This is a genomic window from Phytoactinopolyspora halophila, from assembly GCF_003287285.1.
GTDB lineage: Bacteria > Actinomycetota > Actinomycetes > Jiangellales > Jiangellaceae > Phytoactinopolyspora_A > Phytoactinopolyspora_A halophila.
Map to the genome: position 1 here is coordinate 158689 of NZ_QMIG01000007.1, position 26458 is coordinate 185146.

Sequence of the window (26458 nt, forward strand, 5' to 3'; positions counted from 1 at the left end):
CGCTGCCTGTCTACGCACGGCGACGACGAGCTGACCGCCGGCACGCACGTGTCGTCGCAAGACACACCGTCTATCCCTGCCGGCGGCGCGCGGCCTTGGCCCGCTCCGCCGCACCGAGAACCACCTTCCGCATCCGCACCGCGTGCGGCGTGACTTCCACACACTCGTCGTCCCGGCAGAACTCCAGAGCCTGCTCGAGCGAGAGCCGCCGGGGCGGAATCAGCCGTTCCAATTCTTCCGCCGTGGACGAGCGAATATTGGTGAGCTTCTTCTCTTTCGTGATGTTCACGTCGAGATCGTCCGGCCGGGAATTCTCACCGACGATCATCCCCTCGTACACTTCGGTGCCCGGATCGACGAAGAGTGTCCCGCGCTCTTGGAGGTTGAACATCGCGTAGGTGGTGGCCACTCCCGCGCGATCGGCCACCAGCGAACCGGACGGGCGCATCCGCAGATCGCCGAACCACGGCTCGTACCCGTGAAAGACGTGGTGGGCGATTCCCGTTCCCCGCGTCTCGGTCAGGAAGTCGGTCCGGAAGCCGATGAGCCCGCGTGCGGGAATCAGGAACTCCATGCGGACCCATCCCGAGCCGTGGTTGGCCATCTGCTCCATGCGTCCTTTGCGCACCCCGAGGAGCTGGGTCACGGTACCGACGTACTCTTCGGGACAGTCGACGGTGAGCCGTTCGACGGGCTCGTGCACCGCACCGTCGATTTCCTTGCGCACCACCTCTGGCTTGCCCACCGTGAGCTCGTAACCTTCGCGGCGCATCGTTTCGACGAGAACGGCCAGGGCGAGCTCACCGCGGCCCTGGACCTCCCATGCGTCCGGACGTTCCGTCGGCAGCACGCGCAACGAGACGTTCCCGATGAGTTCGGCTTCGAGCCGCTCGCGCACGAGCCGGGACGTGACTTTCGTGCCACCGTAGCGACCCACCAGCGGTGACGTGTTGGCGCCGATGGTCATCGACAGCGCAGGTTCATCGACCGTGATGACCGGCAGCGGCTGCGGGTCGTCGGGATCGGCCAGGGTCTCGCCGATGGTGATGTCCGGGATGCCCGCGACAGCGATGATGTCACCCGGGCCCGCGGTGTCCGTCGACACGCGTTCGAGGGCATCGGTCACGAGCAGATCAGTGATCTTGACCGATTCGACACTGCCGTCCTTGCGGCACCACGCGAGCTGAGCACCCTTCGAGATCTGGCCCTGCCGTACGCGGCACAGCGCGAGCCGCCCGAGAAACGGCGACGCGTCGAGGTTCGTGACATGAGCCTGTAGAGGTGCGCCTTCGGTGTACGTCGGGGGTGGGATCGTCTTCAGGAGCGTCTCGACGAACGGTTCGAGATCGTCACCGCGGGGCGCGGTACCGTCGTCGGGACGCTCCAGCGACGCCTTCCCGTCCCGGGCACAGGCGTACACGATCGGAAAGTCCAGAACGTCGGCCGAGGCAGCGTCGGTGTCGTCGAGCAGATCGAGAAACAGCTCGTAGGTCTCGTCCACGACCTCGGCGATGCGGGCCTCGGCACGATCGGTCTTGTTCACGACGAGCACGATCGGCAAGCGAGCGGCCAGCGCCTTGCGAAGCACGAAGCGAGTCTGGGGCAACGGTCCTTCACTGGCGTCGACCAGCAGCACCACACCGTCGACCATCGACAGCCCGCGTTCCACCTCGCCCCCGAAATCGGCGTGACCGGGGGTGTCGATGATGTTGATGGTTACCTCACCCCAGCGCACAGCCGTGTTCTTGGCGAGGATGGTGATTCCCTTTTCGCGCTCGAGATCGCTTGAATCGAGGACACGCTCGGCCACCTCCTGGTTGACCCGGAAGGCGCCGGACTGCCAGAGCAGGGCATCGACAAGCGTGGTCTTCCCGTGATCGACGTGGGCGACGATGGCGACATTTCTCCGATCGTCGCGGCTGCGCGTAGCCATGCAGAGACACTCGTTTCCGAAAGCAGGGACCTTGACACCCATGGTACGCGGCACCGAACACGCGAGCGGGCGCGGCTCCGGCCGGTCAGCCGGAGCCGCGCCCATCAAGACGCACGGGCCGGGTCAGTGAGGAGATGCCGGTCCGTCGCCGGGCAGCCGTCAGCGAGAGCCCGGCCGGTCGGTCGAGCGACCCGTGCCCCGGTCGCTCGTTCCGCCATTTGCCCGGACGTCCTCCAGAGCCTGGTCGATCCGTTCGTCGACCCGGTCACCGAAGTGATCGTCGAAATTCTCCGTGAGGTCACCGGTGATGTGCCGGCTCACGTGCTGGCGCATCTCGTCGCGGCGCCGGCGCCGGTTCGCCGCCAGCAACACCCGGTGCTCGGCCTTCAACGATCGATACGTCGCCACGCACATCGCGAGCATGATGACGCTGAACGGCAACGCCGTGATGATCGCTCCCGTGCGCAACGCACCCAGACCCCCGGCCAGGAGCAGGCCGGCGGCGACGGCGCCCTCAAGCACGCAGAAGAGCACCCGGCTCCACGTCGGCGGATTGGGTGTACCGCCGGACGCCAGCATGTCGACCACGAGCGAACCGGAATCCGAGGACGTGGTGAAGAAGACCGCGACCAGGATCACAACCACCACGGTCAGGATGCCGCCCAGCGGCAAGCCGTCCAGGAGCCGGAACAGCGCCTCTTCCTGCACGACGCGCTCGAAGGGACCCTCGAGCTCCCGGTTCACGAGCCCACCCTCGCCGAACAACTGACGATACAGCGAGCTGCCGCCCATGACAGCGAACCACAGGAACGTCACTGCGGTCGGGACGATCAACACGCCGGCGACGAACTCCCGGATCGTGCGACCCCTCGAGATGCGGGCGATGAAGACACCCACGAACGGCGCCCACGAGATCCACCAACCCCAGTAGAACGTCGTCCACGTGCCTTGCCATGCCTGCCCGGCGTCGCCCATGTATGACGTGGTGTCGAACGTCATCGGGATGATGCTCTCGACGTATGAACCCAGCGACTGGACGAACTCGCGGAAGAAGAACAGGGTCGGGCCGAGGATCATCAAGGTGACCAGGAAGATGGCCGCCAAGATCAAGTTGAAGTTGGACAGCCACTTGATGCCCCGGCCGACGCCGGACACCACCGAGACCGTGGCGATGGCCGTGATGATCGCGATCAACACGACCGCGACGCCCTCCGTCGATTCGTCGATCACACCCATCGACACCAGGCCGGCGCCGATCTGGTCGACACCGAAGCCGAGCGAGGTGGCGACACCGAAGATGGTGCCGATGACGGCGACGGTGTCGATCACATCGCCCAGCCACCCGCGCACGCGACGCGCGCCGAGCAGCGGCTCCAATGCCCAGCGGATGGAGATCGGCCGGCCCTTGCGGTGGATGGCATACGCGAGCGCGAGGCCGACGACGACGTAGATCGCCCACGCGTGAAAGCCCCAGTGCAAGAACGTCTGCGCCATGCCCTGCTGGGCGAGGTCACCACCGGCGGAGCCGATGCCTTCGGCGCCGTGACCATCCTCGCCGATGGCGCCTCCACCAGAAGTGCCCGGCTTGGGGCTGTCGTAGTGAATCAGCGGTTCGGCCGCACCCCAGAACACGAGGCCGATGCCCATGCCCGCGGCGAAGAGCATCGCGAACCAGGCCATGAGGCTGAATTCGGGTTCCTCGTCGTCCTTGCCGAGCTTGATGTCACCGAAGCGGCTGACACCCATCCAGATGGAGAAGATGACGAACAACGCCACGATCAGCATGTAGTACCAGCTGAACCAGCCCACGATGTTCTCTTGGATGGTGTCGAGGAACTCCCCGGTGTCATCCGGGAAGGCCATGGTGAGAATGACCACCACGCCGATGATGATCATCGACGGATAAAACACCCACGGTGCAACGTGGCCCGCGGAGATTCGCGGGCGATAGCCGGATAAGTCAGTGAGTCTGCCCGGCGTCTTACTGTCTGGCGGGGAACTCATCTATTCTGCCTTCCGTAGTGACATTTGTGCCGTACTACGGTTTCGACTCACGGGCGCGTCGTCAAGTCCAGAGCACACCCAAATTTCGACGAAGTTCACCCGCCGCTGGATTCCCCGTTATCCGGGGCTGCCACTTGACTCGCTGGTCATCTGCCGGCTGACATGGCGTTCCAGCTCCTCGCGTTCCTTGCGGCGAGACGCCGCTCGCAGCACGAGATGCTCCGCGCGCAACGACCGGTACGTGGCGGCAAGCATCAGCAAGATGACCACGCTGAACGGCAACGCCGTCGTGATCGCACCGGTGCGCAACGCCTCGAGGCCGCCAGCAAGCAGGAGTGAGGCCGCGACGACGCCTTCGAGGACACAGAAGAGGACGCGGCTCCACGTCGGTGGCTCGGTGTCACCGCCGGACGCCAGCATGTCGACCACGAGCGAACCGGAGTCCGACGACGTGATGAAGAAGATCGTCACCATGACAACCGCGATGAGCATGAGAATACCGGACCACGGCAGGCCCTCGAGCATGTTGAACAGCGCATTCTCCGGTACGACCCGCTCGAACGGGTCGTCGGATTCCCGGTTGACCAGTCCACCCTCTCCGAAGAGGTGCTGGTACAGGCTGCTCCCACCGAGAACGGTGAACCAGACGAACGTCACCAGAGTCGGCACCACCAGGACGCCCGCCACGAACTCGCGGATCGTCCGCCCGCGCGAGATACGGGCAATGAAGATGCCGACGAACGGAGCCCAGGACATCCACCAGCCCCAATAGAACACCGTCCACGAGCTCTGCCAATCCTGGCCGGCCTGACCCATGTATGTCGTGGTCTCGAACGTGAACGGCAGGACGTTCTGCACGTAGACACCGAGCGATTGGACGAACTCCCGGAAGAAGAACAGCGTGGGGCCGACGATCGCGATGAAGACGACAAAGACGGCGGCCAGGACAAGATTGACGTTAGACAGCCACCGGATACCCCGGTGCACGCCCGTGACCACGGAGATCGTTGCGATGGCAGTGATGATGGCGATCAGCAGCACCAACACGCCGTCGCCCGCTTCGCCGATCACCCCCATGGACACCAGGCCCGATCCGATCTGCTGCACCCCGATACCCAGCGATGTCGCCACGCCGAAGAGCGTGCCGAGGATGGCAACAACGTCGATAACATCGCCGAGCCATCCCCTGACCCGCCGAGCACCGAGCAGCGGCTCGAGCGCCCAGCGGATGGACACCGGCCGGCCCTTGCGATGGATCGCATAGGCCAGGGACAAGCCAACCACGACGTAGATCGCCCAGGCGTGCACGCCCCAGTGCACGAACGTTTGGGCCATGGCGTCGTCGGCGAGGTCCGCACCGGCAGACCCGATGCCTTCGGCGCCGAATCCCCGGTCGTCGGCCGCTTCCCCGAGCTCGATTCCCGGTTTCGGGCTGTCATAGTGCATCAGCGGCTCGGCCGCTCCGAAGAACACCAGCCCGATGCCCATGCCGGCAGCGAAGAGCATCGCGAACCAGGCCTTCAAGCTGAATTCGGCCCCTTCGTTGTCTTTGCCCAGGGTAATCCCGCCGAAGCGGCTGACTCCGAGCCAGATGGAGACGACGACGAAGAGAGCCACGATAAGCACGTAGTACCAGCCGAACGTGCCCACGATGCCGTTCTGTATAGTCGAGAGGACCTCACCGGCCTCGTCGGGATAGGCGATGGTGAGAACGGATATACCCGCGATGAGGACGAGCGCCGGGTAGAACACCCAGGGCGTCACGCCACCCGCAGCGGTCCGCGGCTCGTACGCCGAGATCAAGCGCAGTTTCGAAGATTCCCGTGGGCGCGCCATGAGCTTGCCTCCGGTATACGACGCTTATCGCTCCGGAGATACCCACAAGGCCGACTCATATCACGTCGGTGTTCACCTCCGCGAAGTGACAGGCCACCGGATGTCCGTGGCCCCGGTCCACCAGCGGCGGCTCCTCGGTGGCGCAGATGTCCTGCGCCTTCCAGCAGCGCGTGCGGAACCGGCAACCGCTCGGCGGATCGAGCGGGGTCGGCACGTCGCCCGCCAGCAAGATGCGCTGCCGCGTGCGTTCCTGCCTGGGATCGGCCGCCGGCGCCGCGGACAGCAGCGCCTGGGTGTAGGGGTGAGCGGGACGTTGATAGATGTCGTCGCGCGTGCCCGTCTCCACGATCTTTCCGAGATACATGACCGCAACCCGGTCCGAGATGTGCCGAACGACGGACAAGTCGTGGGCGATGAAGATGAAGGCCAGGTCGAGCCGATCCTGCAAATCCTCCAGCAGGTTCACCACACCGGCCTGCACCGACACGTCCAGTGCCGACACCGGCTCGTCGAGGACCAGCGCCTTCGGCTCCAGCGCCAGTGCCCGTGCGATGCCGATGCGCTGGCGCTGGCCACCGGAGAACTCGTGCGGGAACCGGTTTCCGTGTTCGGGGTTGAGCCCGACCATCTGCAACATGTCCGCCACCCGTTCCGGACCGCCGTCCTTGTACTGGTCGTGGACTTTCAGCGGCTCGGCGATGATGTCGTTCACCGGCATCTTCGGATTCAGCGAGGCGAACGGGTCCTGAAAGACGATCTGCAGGTCCCGCCGGATGGTGCGCATCTCCTTCGGCTCCAAGCCCGTGAGTTCCGTGCCGCCGAAGACCACCGAACCCGATGTCGGCCGGTGCAGCTGCAGGATCGCGCGTCCCGTCGTCGATTTTCCACAGCCGGACTCGCCGACCAGGCCGAGGGTCTCACCAGCGTCGACGTTCAGCGAGACACCACTGACGGCCTGAACGTATCCGGCGATCCGGCGAAACAGGCCGCCACCACGAACCGGGAAGTTCACCACGAGATCCGACACCTCAAGCAGATGTTGCCCCGGAGAACCAGCCGGCTCGCCAGCCGGCTCGCGAATCGTCGTCGCCGTCGTCATCGATCCTGCACCTCGCTCTCGGCGCGGAAGAACGTCGTCGGGTCATCCTGCTCAGCCAGCCGGTTCCAGTGATGGCACGCTGCCAGGTGCGCCATCCCGTCGGTGGCGACGAGCTCCGGCTCGTCCTGGCGGCAGACCGCCGTCGTCAGCGGACAGCGGGGAGAAAACGGGCACCCGGGAGGCATGTTAATCAGCGATGGGGGTGTCCCCTGGATCGGCCGGAGCCGCTCGCCCGTCGCCGTCTCCAGCGCTGGGATGGAGCCGAGCAGGCCCGCCGTATACGGCATGCGGGGGCGGTAGAAGACCTCGTCAACCTCACCGATCTCCACAGGCTTACCCGCGTACATCACGAGTACCCGATGCACGTTCCCCGCCACGACACCGAGGTCATGGGTGATCAAGATGATCGCCGAGCTGACCTCGTCTTTCACCTCGAGAAGTTTCTCGAGAATCTGTGCCTGCACGGTCACGTCCAGTGCCGTAGTCGGTTCGTCCGCGATGATCACGTCCGGATAGTTGATCACGGCCATGGCGATCATCGCGCGCTGGCGCATCCCGCCGGAGAATTCGTGCGGGTAGCTGTCCAGCCGCCGCCGCGGCTGCGGGATGCCAACGAGTGCAAGCATCTCCTCCGCACGGGCGAGCGCCTTCTTGCGCGGCATGATCTCGTGCGAGAGTACGGCTTCCGCGAGCTGATCCCCGATGGTATAGACGGGATTCAAAGCCGTCATGGGATCCTGGAAGATCATGCCGATTTTCCGCCCGCGCAGCGACCGCTGCGCCCTCGCCGACATCTGCAAGACGTCGTCACCGCGGTAGAAGATCTTTCCGGTGATGCGCGCGTTCTTCGGCAGCAGCCCCATGATCGCCATCGACGAGACCGACTTGCCCGAGCCCGACTCGCCGACGATGCCGAGCACTTCCCGTTCGTGGACGGCGTAGGAGACCCCACGTACAGCTTTCACCAAACCGTCGTCGGTGGGAAACCCGACGGTGAGGTCCTCAACCCGCAGTACCTCTTCCTCCGACGGCGGCTCGAGGTGGCTGATGCTGCTCGCCACGTACGTCTCGTCGGCGCCGAGTGGGGCCGACGTACCGCCGGGCCGGGATGTCACCGATGGCAGGGAATGCTGGACCGGATTGGTTGGGGAGGTCATCTACTCACGCACCCTGGTCTGTCGAGGATCGAACGCGTCACGCAGGCCATCGCCGATGAAATTGACCGACAGCGCGATGATGACGATGAAGATACCTGGCCACCAGAACAGCGACGGCCGCGTCGTCATCGCCGTCTCGTACAGGCTCACCAGCGAGCCCAGCGACACGTCCGGTGGGCGGACACCCAGGCCGAGGTAGGACAGCGCCGTTTCGAGCAGGATGCCCACCGCGACCGCCAGCGTGGCGCTGACGATGATGACGCCGATCGCGTTCGGCATCATGTGCTTGAAGATGATCCGCGAGGGTTTCGTGCCCGCCGCCCGGGCCGCCTCGACGAACTCCTTCTCGCGCAGGGCGAGGAACTCACCCCGGACGAGACGGGCGAGGCCGGTCCAGATGACCAGACCGATGGCAACCCCGAGGACCACGATTCCGGCGCGTCCGGCGGCCGCCGCCAGGATGGCCGCGAACACCAGCGTCGGGATCGAGATCACGACGTCCGTCAGGCGCATCAGCACACCCTCGGTGCGTCCGCGGAAGTAGCCCGCCAGCGCACCGACGACGGCACCGACCACGGTCGACACGATGCCGATGACGAACGCGATGATCAGCGACTGCTGGGCACCACGCATCACCAGGGCAAAGTAGTCCTTGCCGACGTCGTCCTGGCCGAACGGATGCTCGCCGAGGCGAATGCCGTCGCCGCCGAGGAACGCCGGCACCAGGCTCAACGTCGGATCTCCGTCGTTCACCAGGCTTCCCGTCGAGAGGTACGACTTGTCCCACCACCCGGGGATCGGCCCGAATCCGATCGACGTGAACGCCAGCACGATCACCAGCAGCAACGTGATCATTCCGCCCATGGCGGCGCGGTGCCGGAAGAATCGCCGCCGGATCAACTGGCCCTGCGTGCGCGCGGCGATGGTGATGCCCTGGGCCTCATCACCGGACGGTGGGCGATCAGTCGCGTTCTCGGACGTCGCCGGTCGGTTGGTCTCGGTGCTCACAGCCGATCCCTCCCCTCGAATACTCGGGCCTGCGTCGTCGTGCATGCCCGGGCGGTTGTCGTGGTACGCGGCGCGGCAACCGTGTCCGCCACGGTGCGAATCGTGGTGGTCATCGGCATCACGACACCCTGATCCGCGGGTCGAGGTAGCCGTAGGCGATGTCCGCCAGCATGTTGAACACGACGACAGATCCGCCCGCCACGAGGAAGAACGCCATGACGGGAGGTGGATCCACCTCGCGGAGACCGTCGATGAACATCTGGCCCATTCCCTTCCAGCCGAACACGCCCTCGGTGATCACGGCACCGCCGATCACGGCGCCGAAGTCGAACGCCATCAGCGTCGTCACCGGGATCAACGCGTTGCGGAACGCGTGCTTCGTGACCACGGTCCGCTCGGTCAGGCCCTTGGACCGGGCCGTACGGACGTAGTCCTGATTCATCACTTCGAGCATGCTGGCCCGGGTGTAGCGGGTGTAGACGGCGAACGAGATCAGCAGCAGGGCCAGCGTCGGCAAGATCAGGTGGCCCGCCGTGTCGAGACTGCTCTCCCAGAAGCTGCCCTCGAAGTTCGGTGTCGCGGCACCGATCGTGGAGACCGGCCGCCCCCGGACGATGTCGTAGTACCCGGAGTATGCCTGCAGCATGTAGTCGACGAAGATGACTCCGCCGGTGAGGAAGGCTGTCAGCGCCGATGCCGCCATCGCCTGCCGGCGCTGCAAACCACCGACCACATACCCGATTCCCAGGCCGACACCGACGGCGATCACCGCGAGCAGCAGGATCACGGGCCAACTCGGATCCTCGAGGACCGGCTCCGAGAAGAGATAGAAGACGCATCCGACCGCGGCCGTGCTCAACGTCGCGATCACCGGGGGGCGATACCGGAACCCGATGATGAGCAACGTCGAACCCAGCGCCGCGCTGAGCGCGAGAACCACGATGGCGACGAAGCCGAGACCGGGATCCTCGAACCAGCCGGTCTCCGACAGCGCCCACAGCAGTCCCCCGGTGGCCACTGCCGCGATGGCGAATGTGGACACCCGGCGCTCCCGGTTGCCGCCGATGATGGCCATCCACGCCAGCCCGGCCAGCAGGGCGACGAGGACAATGATCGGCAGGGGGATACGTGGCTCGCGGAGCCAGTCGTTGAACTCGATGGCGCCGAACTGCTTGAGCATCACCGCGACCCAGAACACGGGAAGCGAGTAGAACAGGAACGCCGCAAAGGTCAGCGTGTAATCGAAACCGCTGTATTGCCGCAGCGCCGAGATGATGCCGATCATGACGCCCAGAATGATCGCCAAGACCGTCGCGGCGATCACCAGTTGCAGCGTCGCCCAGATCGCCGGTCCGAGAATTCCGCTGACGGACTGCCCGAACTTGTTCTGCCCCAGATCACCCTGAAGCAGATCCCCCAGCCACAAGAAATACCGGAGGAAGACCGGCACGTCGAGGTTCATGGCCCGGCGTCGGGCATCCATCTGGGTTTGTGCATCACCTTCGTCTTGGATCCCGTACAGGTCTTGCAGGGGATCTCCGGAAAGTGCGGTGCCGACGTACACGAGGTATGACGCGGCAAGCAATGTGAAGACCGAGATGATCAGTCTTCGCACGATGAAGACGGCCACGCGTCCTCCAAGTCGTTACGCGAAGGATTACTCAGCCAAACGGAGCAGGCCGAGATCGCGGGGCCGGAAGCGACCGGCTCCCGGCCCCGCGATCCTGGCGCTTACCTGATGACATTCGTGTCGATCCGATCGACGACCTGACCTAGAGGCGGCCCCATTCGTGCTTGTTCCAGGTGATGCCTCCCTGGCTCGGGTTCGGCCCGACGCCCTCGACATCTTCTGCCCACGCGAGCAGGTCCGGGTGCGTGAAGAGCGGGATCGTGTAGAGATCCTCCCAGAGCAGCGCCTCAATTTCCTTGACGATCGGACGCTGCGCCTCCAGATCCAGCTCCGTCAGCAGCTCGTTGTAGAGGGCGTCGACCTCCTCATTCGAGTAGCAGCCGAAGTTGTTCCCCGTGGTGCCGAAGCCGCAGGACTCCGGGGTCATGAATGTCGACGCGGTACCGCTGACGTAGGCCGATCCGATCCACCCGAACAGGGCGACGTCGTAGTTGCCTTCAGGCAGGTGCCGGCCGAAGAACTCGTCGGTTCCGAAGTCTTCGACCTCCCAGCCGGCCTCTTCACACGAGTCACGGATGAGCTCGACCTGGTTGGTCCGCGTCGGGTTCGGCTCCTGGTACCCGATGCGCACTTCCTGACCGACCATGTCCTTGTCCTCGAGGATCTCGCGCGCACCCTCGATGTCGACTTCCATGTAGTCCTCGTAGCCGCTGCCCTCGATCTGGAAGTCGTAGTCGTCCTGGAACGAGTACGTCAGCCGGGCGTTGAGCACTTCGGCATCCGGATTCTGCGGCCGGATCAAGTTGTCGACGATCAACTCTCGCGGCACGCACTTGGCGAAAGCCTCGCGCAGTTCGCGGTCCTCGAACATGTGCCCGGGCCGCATGTTGAAGTCGACGTGCTCGTAGGTGAACGACTCGCCCGTGTGCAGCTCGACACCGGACATCGCATCCAGCTGGTTCACCAGGTCCGGGTTGGGCTGCGGGTCCATGATGTCGACCTCGCGATTGTCCAGGGCCTGGGCCTGCTGCTCCTGAGACAGGAACCGGAAGACGATGGTGCTCGAGCGGGGCGGATCACCCCAGTACTCCTCGTTGTACTCCATCGTCAGCGACTCGCCGGCCTCCCAGTTCGTCAGCTTGTACGGGCCCGAGGACGGGATCAGCTCCTCGTCCAGCAGGTCACCGGGATCCATCGTCCAGCCGGTGTTGTAGAACTCCGCGGCGTCCGCCAGTGTGTCCATGTCGTCGTCGCGGATCGCCTGGATGAACTCCTCCTCGGAGAGATCACCCTGCTCCGCGACGATGTGTGCCGGCATGAACGCGCCGTAGCCGCCGAGGGCCTCCCACGACGCGTAGGGAGTCTCGTACTCGACGGTGATCGTCTTGTCTCCCGGCTCGCAGTCCGGCTTGACCCAGTCCTCGACACCCGTGGTTCCAGCGGTGGAGAACAGCGGGACCGGATTGCCTTCCTCGTCCTCTTCATCGGTCACGTAGGTACCCGACTGGGCCGCCCAATACAGGAGCATGTCGTCACAGTCGAGCGGCGTGCCATCCGACCACGCCGCCTCCTCGTGGAACGAGTACTCGACGACCTGCGGGTCTTCGGAAACCAGCTCCATGGTGCCGAAGTCCTCGTTCGGCTCGGCCAGCCCATCAGGGCCGTATTGCCAGAAGCCGCCGAGAACGCCGTTGACCACGTGCGTGTTGCGAAACGAGTTCTGGTCGGCGGTGTTGTTGTTGTACGACGCGAATTCCTGCTCGGCCGCGTACACGATCTCGACGTCCTCGGGGGCGTCAGCAGCTTCTTCGTCCTCCACCGGGTCATCGGCGGAATCGTCGGCGTCGTCGCCGCACGCTGCGAGCACGAGTGCGCCCGCCGCGGTGGCAGCCAGGAACGCCGCTCCTCTGCGCTTGGTTCTCAAGGTGGGACTCCTCCGAACGTGACGGACCCACACGGGCCCCGAAAAATGAGTTGACTCAACCAAACATTTGTGGTGCGCCGTGCACAAGGTGCCATGACAGAAGTTACTGAGCTGCAACCCGAATGCTGTGCGATTGCGCGGAATATAACGGTTCGAGCACGGAGTCGCCAGGTAATCCTCTCGCCTGCGGGAACGCTCTCCGGATAGGCGCCTTCTCGAATCGGACAGGCGCCTTCTCGATTCGCGACTCGCCGATTGACCCCGCGAATTCACGCAGAATCCGATTGCCCATTATTCGATCGATTTCCGCCTACATGGTGAGACAGTTCAGAGCGACGTCCCGTGACGCATTCGGGACGACGTCCCGTGTCGCGCCGGGGCCGCCCACCCTCGGTCGATCACCGCCCCGACGGGCAGCCCCGCCAGCGTGGCGGATACCACAGCCGTGATCATGGACCGATCCCTTGAGACACTGGATTTCCGTGTCCACTCCATGCAAAGCTGCGGGGCGGGGTTAGCGACCGTAGACGTTCGCACGAGACCAGGGAGACCGCATGGGCGCGATAAGCGCATCGCAGGGCCGCGTTGCCGTGGCGCTCACCACGCTCGAGTCGACAGTCTCCCGTCTACATCACGTCTATGGCGATACGCTGGGCACGCGTCGCCCCGTGAGCGACGTCGGCCGGCTTCGGGAAGATCTCGACCAGCTCGGCGAACCCCAACCTGCACATCGACCCCTACCTGAGGGCCCTCTCGAGATGGTTCCGGACACCCCGTACGATCCGAACATGTGGACGGGAGCCGAAGAAGAGGGTCTTGGAGCACCGGATCGGCACGCACCGTGATGACGACTACTGGAACCGAAGAACCAGAACCTGACCGCCCAAATCGCGCGAACGCCACGGCGTCGGCCGTGGCCGAGCCAGCCGATGGGCCGCTCTCCGGCGGCGTCAAGGCGCCCTCCCGTGCCCGCATCGGATGGCGGACGCTGCGCAAGGATCGTTACTGGCTCGAGCCCACGCTGATCGTCGCGGGCCTGTCCGCCTGGCTTCTTTACGGCTTCGTCCGGGTGTTCATGCAGGACTTCTACTACGTCGCAGAACACCACTACCTGACGCCGTTCTACTCCCCGTGCACGTCCACCGGCTGCGTCGAGGCGGCAGCACATTTCGGGCGTTTCACGCCCGACCATCCCCTCATCCCATTCGCCGCCCTGAGCCTGCCGTTCCTGCTGCTACTGCGGCTGACCTGCTACTACTACCGCAAGGCCTATTACCGCAGCTTCTGGATGTCGCCACCGGCCTGCGCGGTCCCGGACCGGCACGCGTCCTACACCGGCGAAACCCGCTTCCCGCTCATCCTGCAAAACCTGCATCGCTACACCTTCTACATCGCAGTCGTCATCGTGCTGATCAACACGTGGGACGCGATACTCGCCTTCGGCGGGGAGGACGGGTTCGGCGTCGGCCTCGGCAATCTCGTACTGCTCTTCAACGTCGTGATGCTGTGGCTGTACACGCTGTCGTGCCACTCTTGCCGGCACGTCTTCGGCGGACGGCTCCGGCACTTCTCCCGGCACCCGGTCCGGTATCGATGGTGGACGTTCGTGTCCAAGCTCAACACCCGGCACATGCAGTACGCCTGGATGTCTCTGGGCTCGCTGTTCCTCGTCGACTTCTACGTGATGGCGGTGGCAGCCGGCTGGATTTCCGACCTACGTTTCTTCTAGAAGGAGCCCTTGCACCATGACCGACCCCAACAGCTTCGAACGCCACCGCTACGACGTCATCGTCGTCGGCGCGGGTGGGGCAGGTCTGCGTGCGGCCATCGCCGCGCACGACGCCGGAGCCAAGGTCGCCATCATCTGTAAGTCGCTGCTCGGCAAGGCACACACTGTCATGGCCGAGGGCGGGATCGCCGCTGCCATGGGCAATGTGTGGAGTGAAGACAACTGGAAGGTGCACTTCCGCGACACCATGCGTGGCGGAAAGATGCTCAATCACTGGCGCATGGCGCAGCTGCACGCCCAAGAATCGGCAAACCGTGTCCACGAGCTCGAAGAGTGGGGCGCGCTCTTCGACCGCACCGCCGAGGGACTGATCTCGCAGCGGGACTTCGGTGGGCACCGGTACGCCCGCCTGGCCCACGTCGGCGATCGCACCGGCCTCGAACTGATCCGGACGCTTCAACAGCGTGCCGTCGCGCTGGGCATCGACGTGTTCATGGAGTGCACGGTCACCAAGCTGTTCCGCGACGATGAGCAGCGCATCTCCGGTGCCTTCGCCTACTGGCGCGAGAGCGGGAGATTCATCGTGTTCGACGCCCCCGCCGTGGTGCTCGCCACCGGCGGAATCGGCAAGTCCTACAAGGTGACCTCCAACTCGTGGGAGTACACCGGCGACGGCCACGCCCTCGCGCTGGACTCCGGTGCGTCTCTAGTGAACATGGAGTTCGTCCAGTTCCATCCCACCGGCATGGTGTGGCCCCCGTCCGTCAAGGGGATCCTCGTCACCGAATCCGTCCGGGGTGACGGCGGCGTGTTGCGCAACAGCGAGGGCCGCCGGTTCATGTTCGACTACATCCCGGAATACTTCAAGGCCGAGACGGCGGACACCGAGGAAGAGGCGGACCGCTGGTACGACGACAAGTCCAACAACCGCCGCCCACCCGAGCTGTTGCCCCGCGACGAGGTCGCTCGTGCGATCAATGCCGAGGTCAAGGCCGGTCGCGGGTCGCCACACGGCGGCGTGTTCCTCGACATCGCATCCCGCCGCTCAACCGAATACATCGAACGCCGCCTGCCGTCCATGCATCACCAGTTCAAGGAGCTGGCCGACGTCGACATCACGGCCGAGGCCATGGAGGTCGGCCCGACGTGCCACTACGTCATGGGCGGCGTCGCGGTCGATGCCGACACCGCCGAATCCGTCGTTCCCGGGCTTTATGCCGCGGGCGAGGTGGCCGGTGGCATGCACGGTTCCAACCGGCTCGGCGGCAACTCCCTGTCCGACCTGCTCGTCTTCGGCCGGCGTGCCGGCGAACACGCCGCACATGGCGCGACCGAACGAGAGCAGCGGGCGCCAGTGTCTGATGACGACATACGGGCCGCGGCCGAGGCCGCTCTCGCACCGTTCGAGCAGGATGGCGGCGAGAACCCGTACACGCTGCAACACGAGCTGCAGGACGTCATGCACAGTCTCGTCGGCATCATCCGGCAGGCGAGCGAGATGGAGAAGGCGCTGGAGGAAATCGCGCGCCTGAAGGAGCGCGCTGCCAAGCTCACCGTCGAAGGTCACCGGCAGTACAACCCCGGCTGGCACCTGGCGCTCGACATTCGCAACATGCTCCGCGTATCGGAATGCATCGCGCTTGCCGCGCTCGAGCGCACCGAGAGCCGCGGCGGTCATACCCGTGACGACTTCCCCACCACGGATGACAGCTGGGCCACGGTCAATCTGCATTGCATTGCCGACGGCGACTCCGTCGCGATACGTCATGAACAGCTGCCGGCCATGCCCGACGAGCTGCGCGAGCTCTTCCAGGAGACGTAATTGCCGCTCGCGCCGTTGACCCCGGTGTGTTCTCGCCGATCACGTGCCGCCGTGCACATGGGCGAGACACGACGTGACAAAGGAGAGATGTAGCCGATGACTTATGACTTGAACCTGCGGGTCTGGCGCGGTGACGCCTCGGGGGGCGAGCTCACCGACTACGTCGTTCCAGTCGAGGAAGGTGAGGTCGTCCTTGACGCCCTGCACCGGCTTCAGGCGACCCAGACCGGTGACCTCGCCGTGCGGTGGAACTGCAAGGCCGGCAAGTGTGGCTCGTGCAGCGCGGAGATCAACGGAAAGCCCCGGCTGACCTGCATGACCCGGCTTTCGATCTTTGAACCGGGCGAGACCGTGACCGTCACACCCCTGCGCACGTTCCCGGTGATCCGCGATCTAGTCACCGATGTCTCCTACAACTACGAGAAGGCGAAGAAGGTACCGACCTTCTCCCCCGAACCCCGCCAGGCCGACGGCACGTATCGGATGCAGCAGGAAGACGTGCAGCGCGGGCAAGAATTCCGCAAGTGCATCGAATGTTTCCTGTGCCAGTCGGTGTGTCACGTCATACGCGATCACGAAGAGAACAAGGAGGCCTTCTCCGGTCCTCGCCTCTTCCTTCGCTATGCCGAGTTGCAAATGCACCCGCTCGAGACCAACGACCATCGAGACGCCGCCCGCGAGGAGTCCGGTGTCGGCATGTGCAACATCACCAAGTGCTGCACCGAGGTCTGCCCGGAGGGCATTAAGATCACGGACAACGCGATCATCCCGGTCAAGGAGCACGTGGTCGACCGTTCCTACGATCCCGTCGTCTGGCTCGGCAGAAAGATCTTCCGGCGCTCCTCCGACGACTGAACCCCGCGAATCCGCCCGTGCACCTCCAAGCTACGAGCGAATTTCACGAGGCGGATTGGGAGATCGCATGGTGAGCGGTGGCGCGTGCTTCTACGCTTTCCCTAGGTGGATATCAGTTCGGCCGTGAACCCGAAAAGCGCAGCCACCGCGCGGGGAAGGAGCCCTCGAATGACCGTGTTCGACAACGACGCACTGCATGCCATGCTGGCCGGCATACCGCAGTGGTCCGGCGACACGACCGGAATACACCGTACGGTTCAGGCTCCGGACTTCCGTACCGCGATCGCGATCGTCGACGACGTTGCCGAGGCGGCCGAAGGCGCCAATCACCACCCGGATATCGACATCCGGTACCGCACGCTCACCTTCACCCTGTCCACCCACTCGGCTGGCGGCGTCACCAGCGCGGATGTAGACCTCGCGCGAACCATCGACGCCGTGGTGAACGACCACAACGCGGGCTGACCGAAACCGCACCAGGCAGACCGTTCCCCAGCCAGCCACGCTGGTTCCCAGCCACTTGGCGGGCGCACGAGTCGAGGCTGATCGTGACGTCAGCGTCCGCTGATCGAGGTGTCAGCGGACGCTGATCGTGGCGTCAGTCGACGCTGGCGGACGTATCCGGGACGGTCGTTCGCTGGCGTCGGCTCAGGCCACGTTCTTCTGCCACACCGAAGTAGTCGCCGCCCTTCTTCTTCCGATCGTCCGTCCCCCACGCACGGTTCCGAGGTACCGGCATCATCCGGGGGATGTGTTTCGAACAGTGGATATACGCTTCCTCGATGTCGACCAGGATCCAGCGTTCCGGGCGGCGGCCCGGTGCCTCCGTTTCCATTTTCTGATCCGGATACCAGGCACGGAAATCGTCGGCCGCCATCAACGACGCCGTCCCGTTGATGTGCAACCCGACGAGATCGTGGACGAAATCCATGAACAACAGGCCCACATGGGGGTTCTCCGTGATGTTTCCCGCACTGGCCAGCACGCCGTTGCCGCGGAACTCGGGCCAGGCGATTCTTCTGGGATCGAGGACTCGCACGAATCCGGCCGGGCCGGCACGAAAGCTCACGTCGCATTCGCCGTGGCCGTCGGCGGTACCGACAAAGACCATTTCCATACGGCCGACGAACTCCCGCATCTGGTCGTTCAGATGGTCTGACATCTGTTCGCTGTAGAAGCGATCCGCCCGATCCCGACTTCCGCATTGCTCCTGCAAGACGTGTTCACCCGTCGAACCGGGCCGGTCGTCGTCGATACCGACGTGTGGTTGAGTCATACCCGCGAACCTCCTGTCGCTCCGCCCAGACGGCCAGATGGCCACTCCCGAGTACCCATGATCACGTATTGCGACCAAGAACGATAGAATCACCCCGGGTTCCATCAACACAAATCCCAAAGATCACCAGATAACTCCGAATGATCATGTTTGGTACGTTTCCTCGGGCCGTAACACGTCTGCAGCCGTGTTACGGCCCGAGAAAACGTACCAAACATGATCATTCCGGCCGGGCCGGGAACTCTTTCGGGATCGGCAGCGGGCCGGCCTTCACCGCCGGTGGCGCAACACCGTAACGGCAAAATCGGCGTCGTCGTGCCAGGCGTCGAGGTGCCATGTCGCGAAGCGATGCTCGATGCGCAGGCCGGCGTCGGCAACGTAGCTATCGAAATCCTTCAGCGCCAGCTCGCGGTTGACGTGAAACCCGATCACGACGAAGCCTTCCAGCTTCACGCACGCACGCATCCGCGCCAGTACGTCGGTTTCGGTTCCCGGCGCCAGAAACACCATCACGTTTCCGGCCAGCACTGCCGCGTCGAACGGTTCCTGCTGCCCCGCGACCTCGAGATCGAACTCGGCCAGATCGGCGACCAGCCATGTCGGCCCTGGATAATCCGCCGCCGCGGCATCGATCAGATCCGGGTCGGCATCGACGCCGACGACGACGTGTCCGCGCGCGTGCAGCTCAGCTCCGACGCGCCCCGTGCCACAACCGGCATCGAGGACGCGTGCACCGCGAGGAAGCATCGCGTCGACGAAGCGGGCCTCTCCAGCGAGATCCTCACCCTCAGCCGCCATCCGGCGGAAACGGTCGATGTACCACTGGGTGTGACCTTCCTTGGTGTCCGTTGCCCACCGTGTCGGCCGTGTCATGAGGCTAGAGCCTCCGCCTTGACGTGGCCACCGCCGAGACCGGGCGGCGTCGCGAACCGGTGAAGGTGAGCTACTCGTCTCAATTCGACTCCTCGGTCCACATGTCCTCCCAGAGGTCGTACAGGCTGGTGTCGTGGAATTCGATGGAGTCTTCGGCCATCCCGGCGATCTCACCCGTGGCTCCGTTTTCCAACGCGCGCTCGGCGGCGTCACGCTCCGCATCAGCGTGCGCGCGCAGGACGTCAAGCGCCGCCAGATCGAATTCGAGACCGCTCAGCGTCTCCAGTTCTGCGATCTTTGCGGCGTCGACCAGACCGTCGACCTCACCCGGCTCCGTCTCGACACCGCCTGCCGCCAGGGTGAATCTGGTCAGTTGTTGCCCCTGCTCGGCGAAGTCGATCTCCTCTTCGGCGAACTCCACCAGCTCGTCACGATCAGAACGGTCACGGACGATCTCCATGATCTCGACGAGCTGCGCGTCGTAGGCGAGTAGGAAGTGGAGGAACTCGACATCGGCCTCCGAGAGCTCCACCGCGCCTTCGAGCTCGTCCATGCGGTTATCGGACGCCTCCCCGTCACCAGAAGCCTCGCCGCCGGAGACCTCATCGCCAGATGCCTCGTCGCCGGAAACCTCGTCATCGCCGACGTCCGTCTGCTCCTCGCCTGTCTCGGACGCCACCGAGTCGACTTCGTTGCCGTCGGCGTCGCCCTCCTGCTCTCCGTCGTCACCACTACACGCGGTGAGCGCGAGAGCCAGGAGAAGTGCCATGGGCGCAAAGAGACGTGCAAGGAACTGGCGAGACATAGATGATCACCTTAGGTCGGGTGTGGTAGCGGCTACGTGCTCGATCACAGCGTCGATGCATCGATCAAGCCTGAAGCGAAGCCCGCGGGCTGAGGAGAGCGGCGATACGCGCATCGTAGCTGTTCAAATGCTCGACAAGGACGGGGACGGCGCGGACCTGGAGGCGACCAGGCGGCACATCGGGTACTCACCTCGGTACGAGCAGCCGCGTCTCCCACCCGCAGGAAACCGCCTGGGCTTGCCTTTGTCACTAGTGTCAACTCCTACATTTAAGCATGCCGATCTCCCATACATACCTCGGCGGTCAGCCTGCCAGTGCCAGCGAGCATGCTCCGCTGGCTTTCGGAGGGTACGCCCACTTCACCGCCATGCAGGAGCGTGATCGGGCGTGTGAGAACGTGACCTTCACTTTGGACGTCCTGCACACAGTCCTTGACGATCACTCCGGCGGTCTCGTCGTCGCGTACGCGGAGGTCCGCGACGACGAGACCGCCGACGCCGGCGGCCGAAATCGGGGCTAGGGCCGGGGCCTGACCCCTCCGGATGGGAATCGAAAAGCATTAGCGCACCGGCGTCGTTTCGTTGCACGATCTGACGTGTGATCGATGACCTCTGGCCAACATTCAAGCTCGCCATCACCACCCCGCGTCTACAGCTACGAGTCCCCCGAGAGGCGGAGATTGCTCAGCTCGCAGAGCTAGCCGGACGTGGCATCCACCATGATTCCGAGCGCCCATTCCTCACACCATGGACTGATGGCTCGGCAAAGGACCGAGCAGAAGTCGTGTTGCAAAGTTACTGGAGTGAACTGGCCGAGTGGAGGGTCGACAACTGGAGCCTCGGGATGGGGGCGTTTACCACCAGTGGCGAGCCTGTCGGCATGGTGACCCTTCGAGCACAGGACTTCCCCGTCGTGCGGGAAGTGACCACGACGTCGTGGCTGGGGCTCCAGCACCACGGACAAGGACTCGGAACCGAGGCCCGCAAGGGCATTCTCACGCTCGCCTTCGATCACCTCGGCGCGGACGCCGCGCGAAGCGAGGTCTTTCAGGACAACCACGCCTCGCAGGCGATATCTCGCAAGCTGGGGTATCAATTCGACGGGATCTCGCGTGACTCCAGAGGATCCGAGGTACTGACTTCTGATCGGCTACGCCTGAGCCGGTCCCGCTGGGCGGATGTGCCAACTGCCGGAATCGTGCTCGACGGCATCGATGCGTGCCGCCACATGTTCGAGGGCTGACCAGCAGTGCCAAACCGTACCTGGGCGATGGCCCTCATGGGGTTGAACTGGAACTCGACTACACATTGAATCGGAAGTCGACGACATCACCGTCGCGCATGATGTAGTCCTTGCCTTCCATGCGGACCAAGCCCTTCGCCTTGGCCTCGGCCATCGAGCCTGCGGCAACGAGATCGTCGAACGAGACAATCTCGGCCTTGATAAAGCCCCGTTGGAAATCCGTATGGATCACGCCAGCGGCTTCTGGCGCAGTGGCACCCTTGCGTATCGTCCAGGCACGCGCCTCTTTGGGCCCGGCCGTGAGGTACGTCTGAAGCCCGAGCGTCTCGAAACCCGCGCGGGCAAGCATGTCCAGCCCGGATTCTTCCTGGCCGATCGACTGCAGCAGCTCCAGGGCCTCGGCGTCGTCCAGCTCCACGAGCTCGGCCTCGATCTTCGCATCGAGAAAGACCGCCCGGGCCGGGGCAACGAGCGCGCGCAGCTCGTCTTTCAGCTCCTCGTTCGCGAGTTCCTCGTCGTCCATGTTGAAGACGTACAGGAACGGCTTCGCGGTGAGAAGATGCAGTTCACGCAACGGTTCCAGGTCGAGGCCGGACGCGAAGACCGTGCGGCCCTCCTCGAGCACCGCCTTGGCCCGTTCCACGTCTTCGACGAGTGCCTGGCGCTCCTTGGATGCCTTGGCCTCGCGGGCCAGCCGGGGAAGTGCCTTCTCGACGGTCTGCAGATCCGCCAGGATCAGCTCGGTCTCGATGGTCTCGATGTCTGCCTTCGGGGCGATCTGCCCGTCAACGTGAACGACATCGGAATCGTCGAACACGCGGACGACCTGGCATATCGCATCCGACTCGCGGATGTTCGCAAGGAACTGATTACCGAGGCCCTGTCCTTCCGACGCGCCTTTGACGAGCCCGGCGATGTCGACGAAGTCCACGGTTGCCGGCACTTCCCGGGCGGAGTCGAAGATCTTGGCAAGGGTGCCGAGCCGTGGATCGGGGACCCCGACTACACCGACATTGGGTTCGATCGTCGCGAACGGGTAGTTCGCCGCCAATGCCTCGTTCTTGGTCAGCGCATTGAAGAGGGTCGATTTGCCGACGTTTGGCAGTCCGACGATGCCGATGGTGAGACTCACGATGCACTAGGGTACGAGGAGGAGCTCAGCCGTGCCCAATCAGGTGACCCGTGGGAACTCTGCCGTGTCCTCACGGCGATGTCGGTGGCATCCGGCAGAGTAAGGACCATGGATGCAACGGGTCTCCTTCTCGCCGGTGTCATGCTGCTTCTCGGGCTCGCACTCGGCGCTCTGCTCGTGCGCGCCCGTATGGCCGGACATGCCGCGCAGGCGCGAGCGGAGCGCGACGCCGCACGCACCGAACGCGATGCTGTCCAGGCCGAGCGAGACAGACTATCCGGCAAGCTCGACGAGACTCAGACACAGCTCCGGCACACCGAGTCCGAACTCGCACAGCTGGAAGTGCAACTGCAGCATGCGCGTAGCGACGCAGACGAGAAGCTCGGACTGCTGCGACAGGAACAGGAACGATTGGGCCAGGAGTTCGAGCGACTTTCGGCTGCGGCCCTGCGCCAGAACCGTGACGAGTTCCTCCAGCTCGCCCAGGAGCGCTTCAAGGGCTCCGAGGAACGCGCCAAGAACGAACTCGAGCAGCGGCGCAACGCCGTCGAGGCGCTCATCAAACCGCTGAACGAGCAGCTGGAAAAGGTCACGAACCACGTCACATCGATCGAGAACGCCCGCACCGAGGCGTATGCCGAATTGCGCACCCAGCTCGAAGCCATGGGAAAGAGCTCGGAAAAGCTCCGGGAAGAGACCCAGCAGCTGGTAACCGCCTTACGCGCACCGCAAGTCCGGGGGCGCTGGGGTGAGCTGCAACTGCGTCGCGTCGTCGAGGCGGCGGGAATGCTCGAACACGTCGACTTCACCGAGCAAGCCTCCGTCGAGACCGCCGATGGGCGGCTACGACCCGATCTGGTGGTCAATCTGGCCGGCGGCAAACGCGTCGTGGTCGATGCCAAGGTGGCGTTCAACGGCTTCCTCGAGGCTCAAGAGGCCAAGGATGAGGAGACCCGGAACAGCCGACTGGCCGCCCATGCTCGCCACATACGCGATCACATCGAGACGCTGGCCGGCAAGCAGTACTGGGAACAGTTCGCGCCCACACCGGAATTCGTCGTGATGTTCGTGCCGTCCGATGTCTTCCTCGATGCGGCGCTCGAACAAGACCCGACACTCTACGAGCACGCCTTCGAGCGCAACGTCGTCCTGGCTACCCCGTCGACGCTGGTCGCCCTGCTTCGCACCGTCGGCTACGCATGGCGCCAAGATGCTCTGGCGAAGAACGCCCAACAGGTGCTCACGCTCGGACGCGAACTGCATTCTCGGCTGTCCACGATGGGCAGTCACATCAGCAAGCTGGGGCGCCAGCTCGACAGTGCGGTCACGGCGTACAACAAGACCGTCACGTCGCTGGAGAGCCGGGTCATGGTCACGGCGCGCAAGATGGCCGATCTCAAGGTCGTCGATGAGGATCTCGATCCAGTGGCGCAGGTGGAGAAGTCCTCCCGGCATGTGCAGGCGCCAGAGCTCGTCACAGCCACTGAGGAGCCGTTGGTCGCCCTCGAGAACATCGACCAGCGCTACGGTGTCGACGTCTCGGACACGTCCGCCGATGCGGACGAAGACGCCGGCTGAGGACGAACGGAATTCCGCCAGACCAGCGGAGACACGGACCGCAAACGCCGCAACGAGTAGAGCTTGCGGCTACCAACCAGAATGATCATGTTTGGTACGTTTTCTCGGGCCGTACTACGTCTGCAGTCGTGTTACGGCCCGAGAAAACGTACCAAACATGATCATTCGGAAGGTGTGGCGTTCTTGAGGTCCTTGCGGAGCTCCCGGGGCAGCGAGAACATGAGGGATTCTTCGGTGGTGCGGTGTTCCTCGACATTCGGGAAGCCGCGCTCGGCCAGCCAGCTGATGACGTCCGAGACCAGTTCATCCGGAACCGACGCTCCGCTGGTGACACCGACCGTCGAGACACCTTCGAGCCACGCTTCGTCGATCTCAGTAGAATTGTCCACCCGGTAGGCAGCATCAGCTCCGGCCGCCAGTGCCACCTCGACCAGGCGGACCGAGTTCGACGAATTGGCCGATCCCACGACGAGAACGAGCTCCGACTCGGCGGCCACTTCCTTCACCGCGACCTGCCGGTTCTGCGTGGCGTAACAGATGTCATCGCTGGGCGGGTTCATCAGGTCCGGGAACCGTTCCCGCAGCTTGCTGACCGTCTCGTACGTTTCGTCGACGGACAGGGTCGTTTGCGACAGCCACACGACGCGCGACGGATCGCGTACCTCGACGTTCGCGGCGTCAGCAGGACTCTCCACGAGCTGGATGTTTTCTCGAGCCACGCCCGATGTCCCTTCGACCTCCTCGTGGCCGTCGTGTCCAATCAGGACGATGTCCAGGTCGTCTCTGGCGAAGCGGCGAGCCTCGTTGTGGACTTTGGTCACCAGTGGGCACGTGGCATCGATGGTGCGCAGCGATCTCTGCTCGGCCTCGGCGTAGACGTGTGGCGCGACGCCGTGGGCCGAGAACACGACCATCGCACCTTCTGGGACCTCGTCGAGCTCCTCGACGAAGATCGCGCCACGTTTCTCGAGGGTCTCGACGACGTGTTTGTTGTGCACGATCTGTTTACGCACGTATATCGGGGCACCGTAGTGCTCCAGGGCCTTCTCCACGGTCACGACCGCACGGTCCACGCCGGCGCAGTAGCCGCGAGGTGCCGCGAGCAGGACACGTCCTTCGGCAGTCATATCCTCCATGGTAGGCACGGACGGGTACGGTTCCGATATGGCGCTCGACACCTCTCCGGAAAAGCCCGCTCCAGTTCGCGTCGTCTCGCAGCTGATCGGCCAGTGGATTCACCGGCTTGGCGCCGTGTGGATCGAAGGTCAAGTCACCCAGCTCAACCGGCGCCCCGGAACTCAGACCGCGTTCCTCTCGTTGCGCGATCCCGCCGCGGAGGTCTCGATTCAGGTCACCTGCCCGGGCCGGGTACTCGACGCGCTCGACACGCCGCTAGCTGACGGGGCCCGCATTGTCGTGCATGCACGACCATCCTGGTACCACACTCGTGGCACGCTGTCCCTCGCGGCCGACGACATCCGTCCTGTCGGGCTCGGCGAACTCCTGGCCCGCCTGGAGCGCCTACGCCGGACACTGGCCGCGGAAGGGCTGTTCGCGCCTGAACGCAAGCTTGCGTTGCCGTTCTTGCCCGCCACCATCGGGCTGGTGTGCGGGCGCGATTCGAAGGCCGAGCACGACGTCGTGGAGAACGCCCGTCGCCGCTGGCCCGGCGTGCAGTTCCGGATCGAGCCGGTTGCGGTGCAGGGGCCTTCCGCCGCTGGACAGCTCATCGAGGCCATCGGCGTTCTCGATCGGGCACCTGACATCGAGGTCATCATCGTGGCGCGCGGTGGAGGATCGGTCGAAGACCTCTTGCCGTTCTCCGACGAGGCCGTCATCCGTGCCGTCGCAGCCGCCCGCACACCCGTGGTGAGCGCTATCGGACACGAAGCCGACAATCCGCTCCTCGATCTCGTCGCCGACGCGCGGGCATCTACGCCCACGGACGCCGCGAAACATCTCGTCCCCGATGTTCACGAAGAGCTGTCTCGGGTCACCGACGCACGGACGCGGATCAGAGCGGCGCTGCGGCGCTGGATCGATCGGGAACAGGCCGGACTCGATTCTCTTCGTTCGCGACCTGCCCTTGCCGACGCCGGTCATGGCCTGCGCCTGCGGGCCGACGAGCTCGATTCCCTGCGGGAACGTATGCGCCGCACCATCCGTCACCGCCTCGAACGTTCCGGAGATGCGCTCGAGCACACCCGTGCCCGGCTGCGGGCGCTGTCGCCGGCCGCAACTCTCGAACGCGGCTATGCGGTGGTGCAGCCCCTCGGCGACGACGCACAGCGGGTCATTCGCAGTCCGGAAGAAGTCGAGACCGGTCAGCAGTTGAGCGTGCGGGTAGCCGCCGGCGAGTTCACCACCACCGTTGACTGACATCCCAGCTGACGTCCTTTGGTGAACGTGCGGCGAGTGGAGTGTCTGAGAAACGGAGCCTTACGGGGTCACAAATACATCGAGGGCCGCCCAACGTATGGGCGGCCCTCGATCTGAGTGTGTGGCCGGCGGTGTCCTACTCTCCCACCCTGTTTCCGGGGCAGTACCATCGGCG

Annotated in this window: 22 protein-coding genes; 9 read left to right on the top strand and 13 right to left on the bottom strand. The window is 64.5% G+C overall.

Annotated elements, in window-relative coordinates:
* Positions 1 to 70 precede the first annotated feature (70 nt).
* The 8 genes from typA to DPM12_RS10360 form a co-directional block, all read right to left on the bottom strand.
* Positions 71 to 1933, bottom strand: a complete 1863-nt coding sequence (gene typA / locus DPM12_RS10325; RefSeq protein WP_112258226.1) for a translational GTPase TypA — start codon at positions 1931 to 1933, stop codon at positions 71 to 73.
* 159 nt (positions 1934 to 2092) lie between these two features.
* Positions 2093 to 3937 (bottom strand): BCCT family transporter, encoded by a 1845-nt coding sequence (locus tag DPM12_RS10330; RefSeq protein ID WP_281269647.1) that lies wholly within the window; start codon positions 3935 to 3937, stop codon positions 2093 to 2095.
* Between the two features lie 117 nt (positions 3938 to 4054).
* Positions 4055 to 5773, bottom strand: coding sequence for a BCCT family transporter (locus DPM12_RS10335; RefSeq protein WP_112258227.1), 1719 nt, complete (start codon positions 5771 to 5773; stop codon positions 4055 to 4057).
* 55 nt (positions 5774 to 5828) lie between these two features.
* Positions 5829 to 6872: an ABC transporter ATP-binding protein gene (locus DPM12_RS10340; protein WP_112258228.1), complete on the bottom strand. Its 1044-nt coding sequence runs from the start codon at positions 6870 to 6872 to the stop codon at positions 5829 to 5831.
* Complete coding sequence (locus tag DPM12_RS10345) at positions 6869 to 8029, bottom strand: ABC transporter ATP-binding protein (RefSeq protein ID WP_112258229.1); 1161 nt, start codon at positions 8027 to 8029, stop codon at positions 6869 to 6871. Before DPM12_RS10345 ends, DPM12_RS10340 begins: the two co-directional genes overlap by 4 nt.
* Entirely contained in the window at positions 8030 to 9037 is a 1008-nt protein-coding gene (locus DPM12_RS10350; protein ID WP_211658773.1) for an ABC transporter permease, read from the bottom strand.
* A gap of 118 nt (positions 9038 to 9155) precedes the next feature.
* Entirely contained in the window at positions 9156 to 10667 is a 1512-nt protein-coding gene (locus tag DPM12_RS10355) for an ABC transporter permease (RefSeq protein WP_112258231.1), read from the bottom strand.
* A gap of 142 nt (positions 10668 to 10809) precedes the next feature.
* Positions 10810 to 12591 (bottom strand): ABC transporter family substrate-binding protein, encoded by a 1782-nt coding sequence (locus DPM12_RS10360; protein ID WP_112258232.1) that lies wholly within the window; start codon positions 12589 to 12591, stop codon positions 10810 to 10812.
* Positions 12592 to 13145: 554 nt separating this feature from the next.
* Between DPM12_RS10360 and DPM12_RS10365 the strand changes: the two genes are divergently transcribed.
* The 5 genes from DPM12_RS10365 to DPM12_RS10385 all read left to right on the top strand — a co-directional run bounded on the left by DPM12_RS10365 (position 13146) and on the right by DPM12_RS10385 (position 17462).
* Positions 13146 to 13436, top strand: a complete 291-nt coding sequence (locus DPM12_RS10365) for a hypothetical protein (RefSeq protein ID WP_112258233.1) — start codon at positions 13146 to 13148, stop codon at positions 13434 to 13436.
* 68 nt (positions 13437 to 13504) lie between these two features.
* The gene (locus DPM12_RS10370; RefSeq protein ID WP_112258267.1) at positions 13505 to 14320 is read left to right on the top strand and encodes a hypothetical protein; all 816 of its coding nucleotides are present in this window, start codon (positions 13505 to 13507) and stop codon (positions 14318 to 14320) included.
* A 16-nt stretch (positions 14321 to 14336) separates the two neighbouring features.
* On the top strand, positions 14337 to 16142 hold the full coding sequence (locus tag DPM12_RS10375) for a fumarate reductase/succinate dehydrogenase flavoprotein subunit (RefSeq protein ID WP_112258234.1): 1806 nt from the start codon (positions 14337 to 14339) through the stop codon (positions 16140 to 16142).
* A 96-nt stretch (positions 16143 to 16238) separates the two neighbouring features.
* A complete protein-coding gene (locus DPM12_RS10380) occupies positions 16239 to 16997 on the top strand; it encodes a succinate dehydrogenase/fumarate reductase iron-sulfur subunit (protein WP_112258235.1) in 759 nt (252 codons plus the stop codon).
* Between the two features lie 168 nt (positions 16998 to 17165).
* On the top strand, positions 17166 to 17462 hold the full coding sequence (locus DPM12_RS10385; protein WP_112258236.1) for a 4a-hydroxytetrahydrobiopterin dehydratase: 297 nt from the start codon (positions 17166 to 17168) through the stop codon (positions 17460 to 17462).
* Positions 17463 to 17595: 133 nt separating this feature from the next.
* On the opposite strand, the gene DPM12_RS10390 is transcribed toward DPM12_RS10385, so the two are convergent.
* The 3 genes from DPM12_RS10390 to DPM12_RS10400 form a co-directional block, all read right to left on the bottom strand.
* Complete coding sequence (locus DPM12_RS10390; RefSeq protein WP_112258237.1) at positions 17596 to 18273, bottom strand: pyridoxamine 5'-phosphate oxidase family protein; 678 nt, start codon at positions 18271 to 18273, stop codon at positions 17596 to 17598.
* 270 nt (positions 18274 to 18543) lie between these two features.
* On the bottom strand, positions 18544 to 19146 hold the full coding sequence (locus DPM12_RS10395) for a class I SAM-dependent methyltransferase (RefSeq protein WP_112258238.1): 603 nt from the start codon (positions 19144 to 19146) through the stop codon (positions 18544 to 18546).
* Positions 19147 to 19225: 79 nt separating this feature from the next.
* Entirely contained in the window at positions 19226 to 19951 is a 726-nt protein-coding gene (locus DPM12_RS10400) for a DUF305 domain-containing protein (protein ID WP_123788560.1), read from the bottom strand.
* A gap of 275 nt (positions 19952 to 20226) precedes the next feature.
* On the opposite strand from DPM12_RS10400, the gene DPM12_RS23585 reads away from it, so the two are divergent.
* A complete protein-coding gene (locus tag DPM12_RS23585; protein WP_211658775.1) occupies positions 20227 to 20472 on the top strand; it encodes a hypothetical protein in 246 nt (81 codons plus the stop codon).
* Positions 20473 to 20549: 77 nt separating this feature from the next.
* Entirely contained in the window at positions 20550 to 21194 is a 645-nt protein-coding gene (locus DPM12_RS10415; protein ID WP_112258240.1) for a GNAT family N-acetyltransferase, read from the top strand.
* 58 nt (positions 21195 to 21252) lie between these two features.
* Here DPM12_RS10415 and ychF read toward each other — a convergent pair whose 3' ends face one another.
* On the bottom strand, positions 21253 to 22326 hold the full coding sequence (gene ychF, locus DPM12_RS10420) for a redox-regulated ATPase YchF (protein ID WP_112258241.1): 1074 nt from the start codon (positions 22324 to 22326) through the stop codon (positions 21253 to 21255).
* Between the two features lie 108 nt (positions 22327 to 22434).
* On the opposite strand from ychF, the gene DPM12_RS10425 reads away from it, so the two are divergent.
* Complete coding sequence (locus DPM12_RS10425; protein WP_211658777.1) at positions 22435 to 23904, top strand: DNA recombination protein RmuC; 1470 nt, start codon at positions 22435 to 22437, stop codon at positions 23902 to 23904.
* A 161-nt stretch (positions 23905 to 24065) separates the two neighbouring features.
* Here DPM12_RS10425 and DPM12_RS10430 read toward each other — a convergent pair whose 3' ends face one another.
* Positions 24066 to 25040 (bottom strand): 4-hydroxy-3-methylbut-2-enyl diphosphate reductase, encoded by a 975-nt coding sequence (locus tag DPM12_RS10430; protein WP_112258242.1) that lies wholly within the window; start codon positions 25038 to 25040, stop codon positions 24066 to 24068.
* Positions 25041 to 25068: 28 nt separating this feature from the next.
* On the opposite strand from DPM12_RS10430, the gene xseA reads away from it, so the two are divergent.
* The gene (xseA, locus tag DPM12_RS10435; RefSeq protein ID WP_112258269.1) at positions 25069 to 26283 is read left to right on the top strand and encodes an exodeoxyribonuclease VII large subunit; all 1215 of its coding nucleotides are present in this window, start codon (positions 25069 to 25071) and stop codon (positions 26281 to 26283) included.
* Positions 26284 to 26458: the final 175 nt, after the last annotated feature.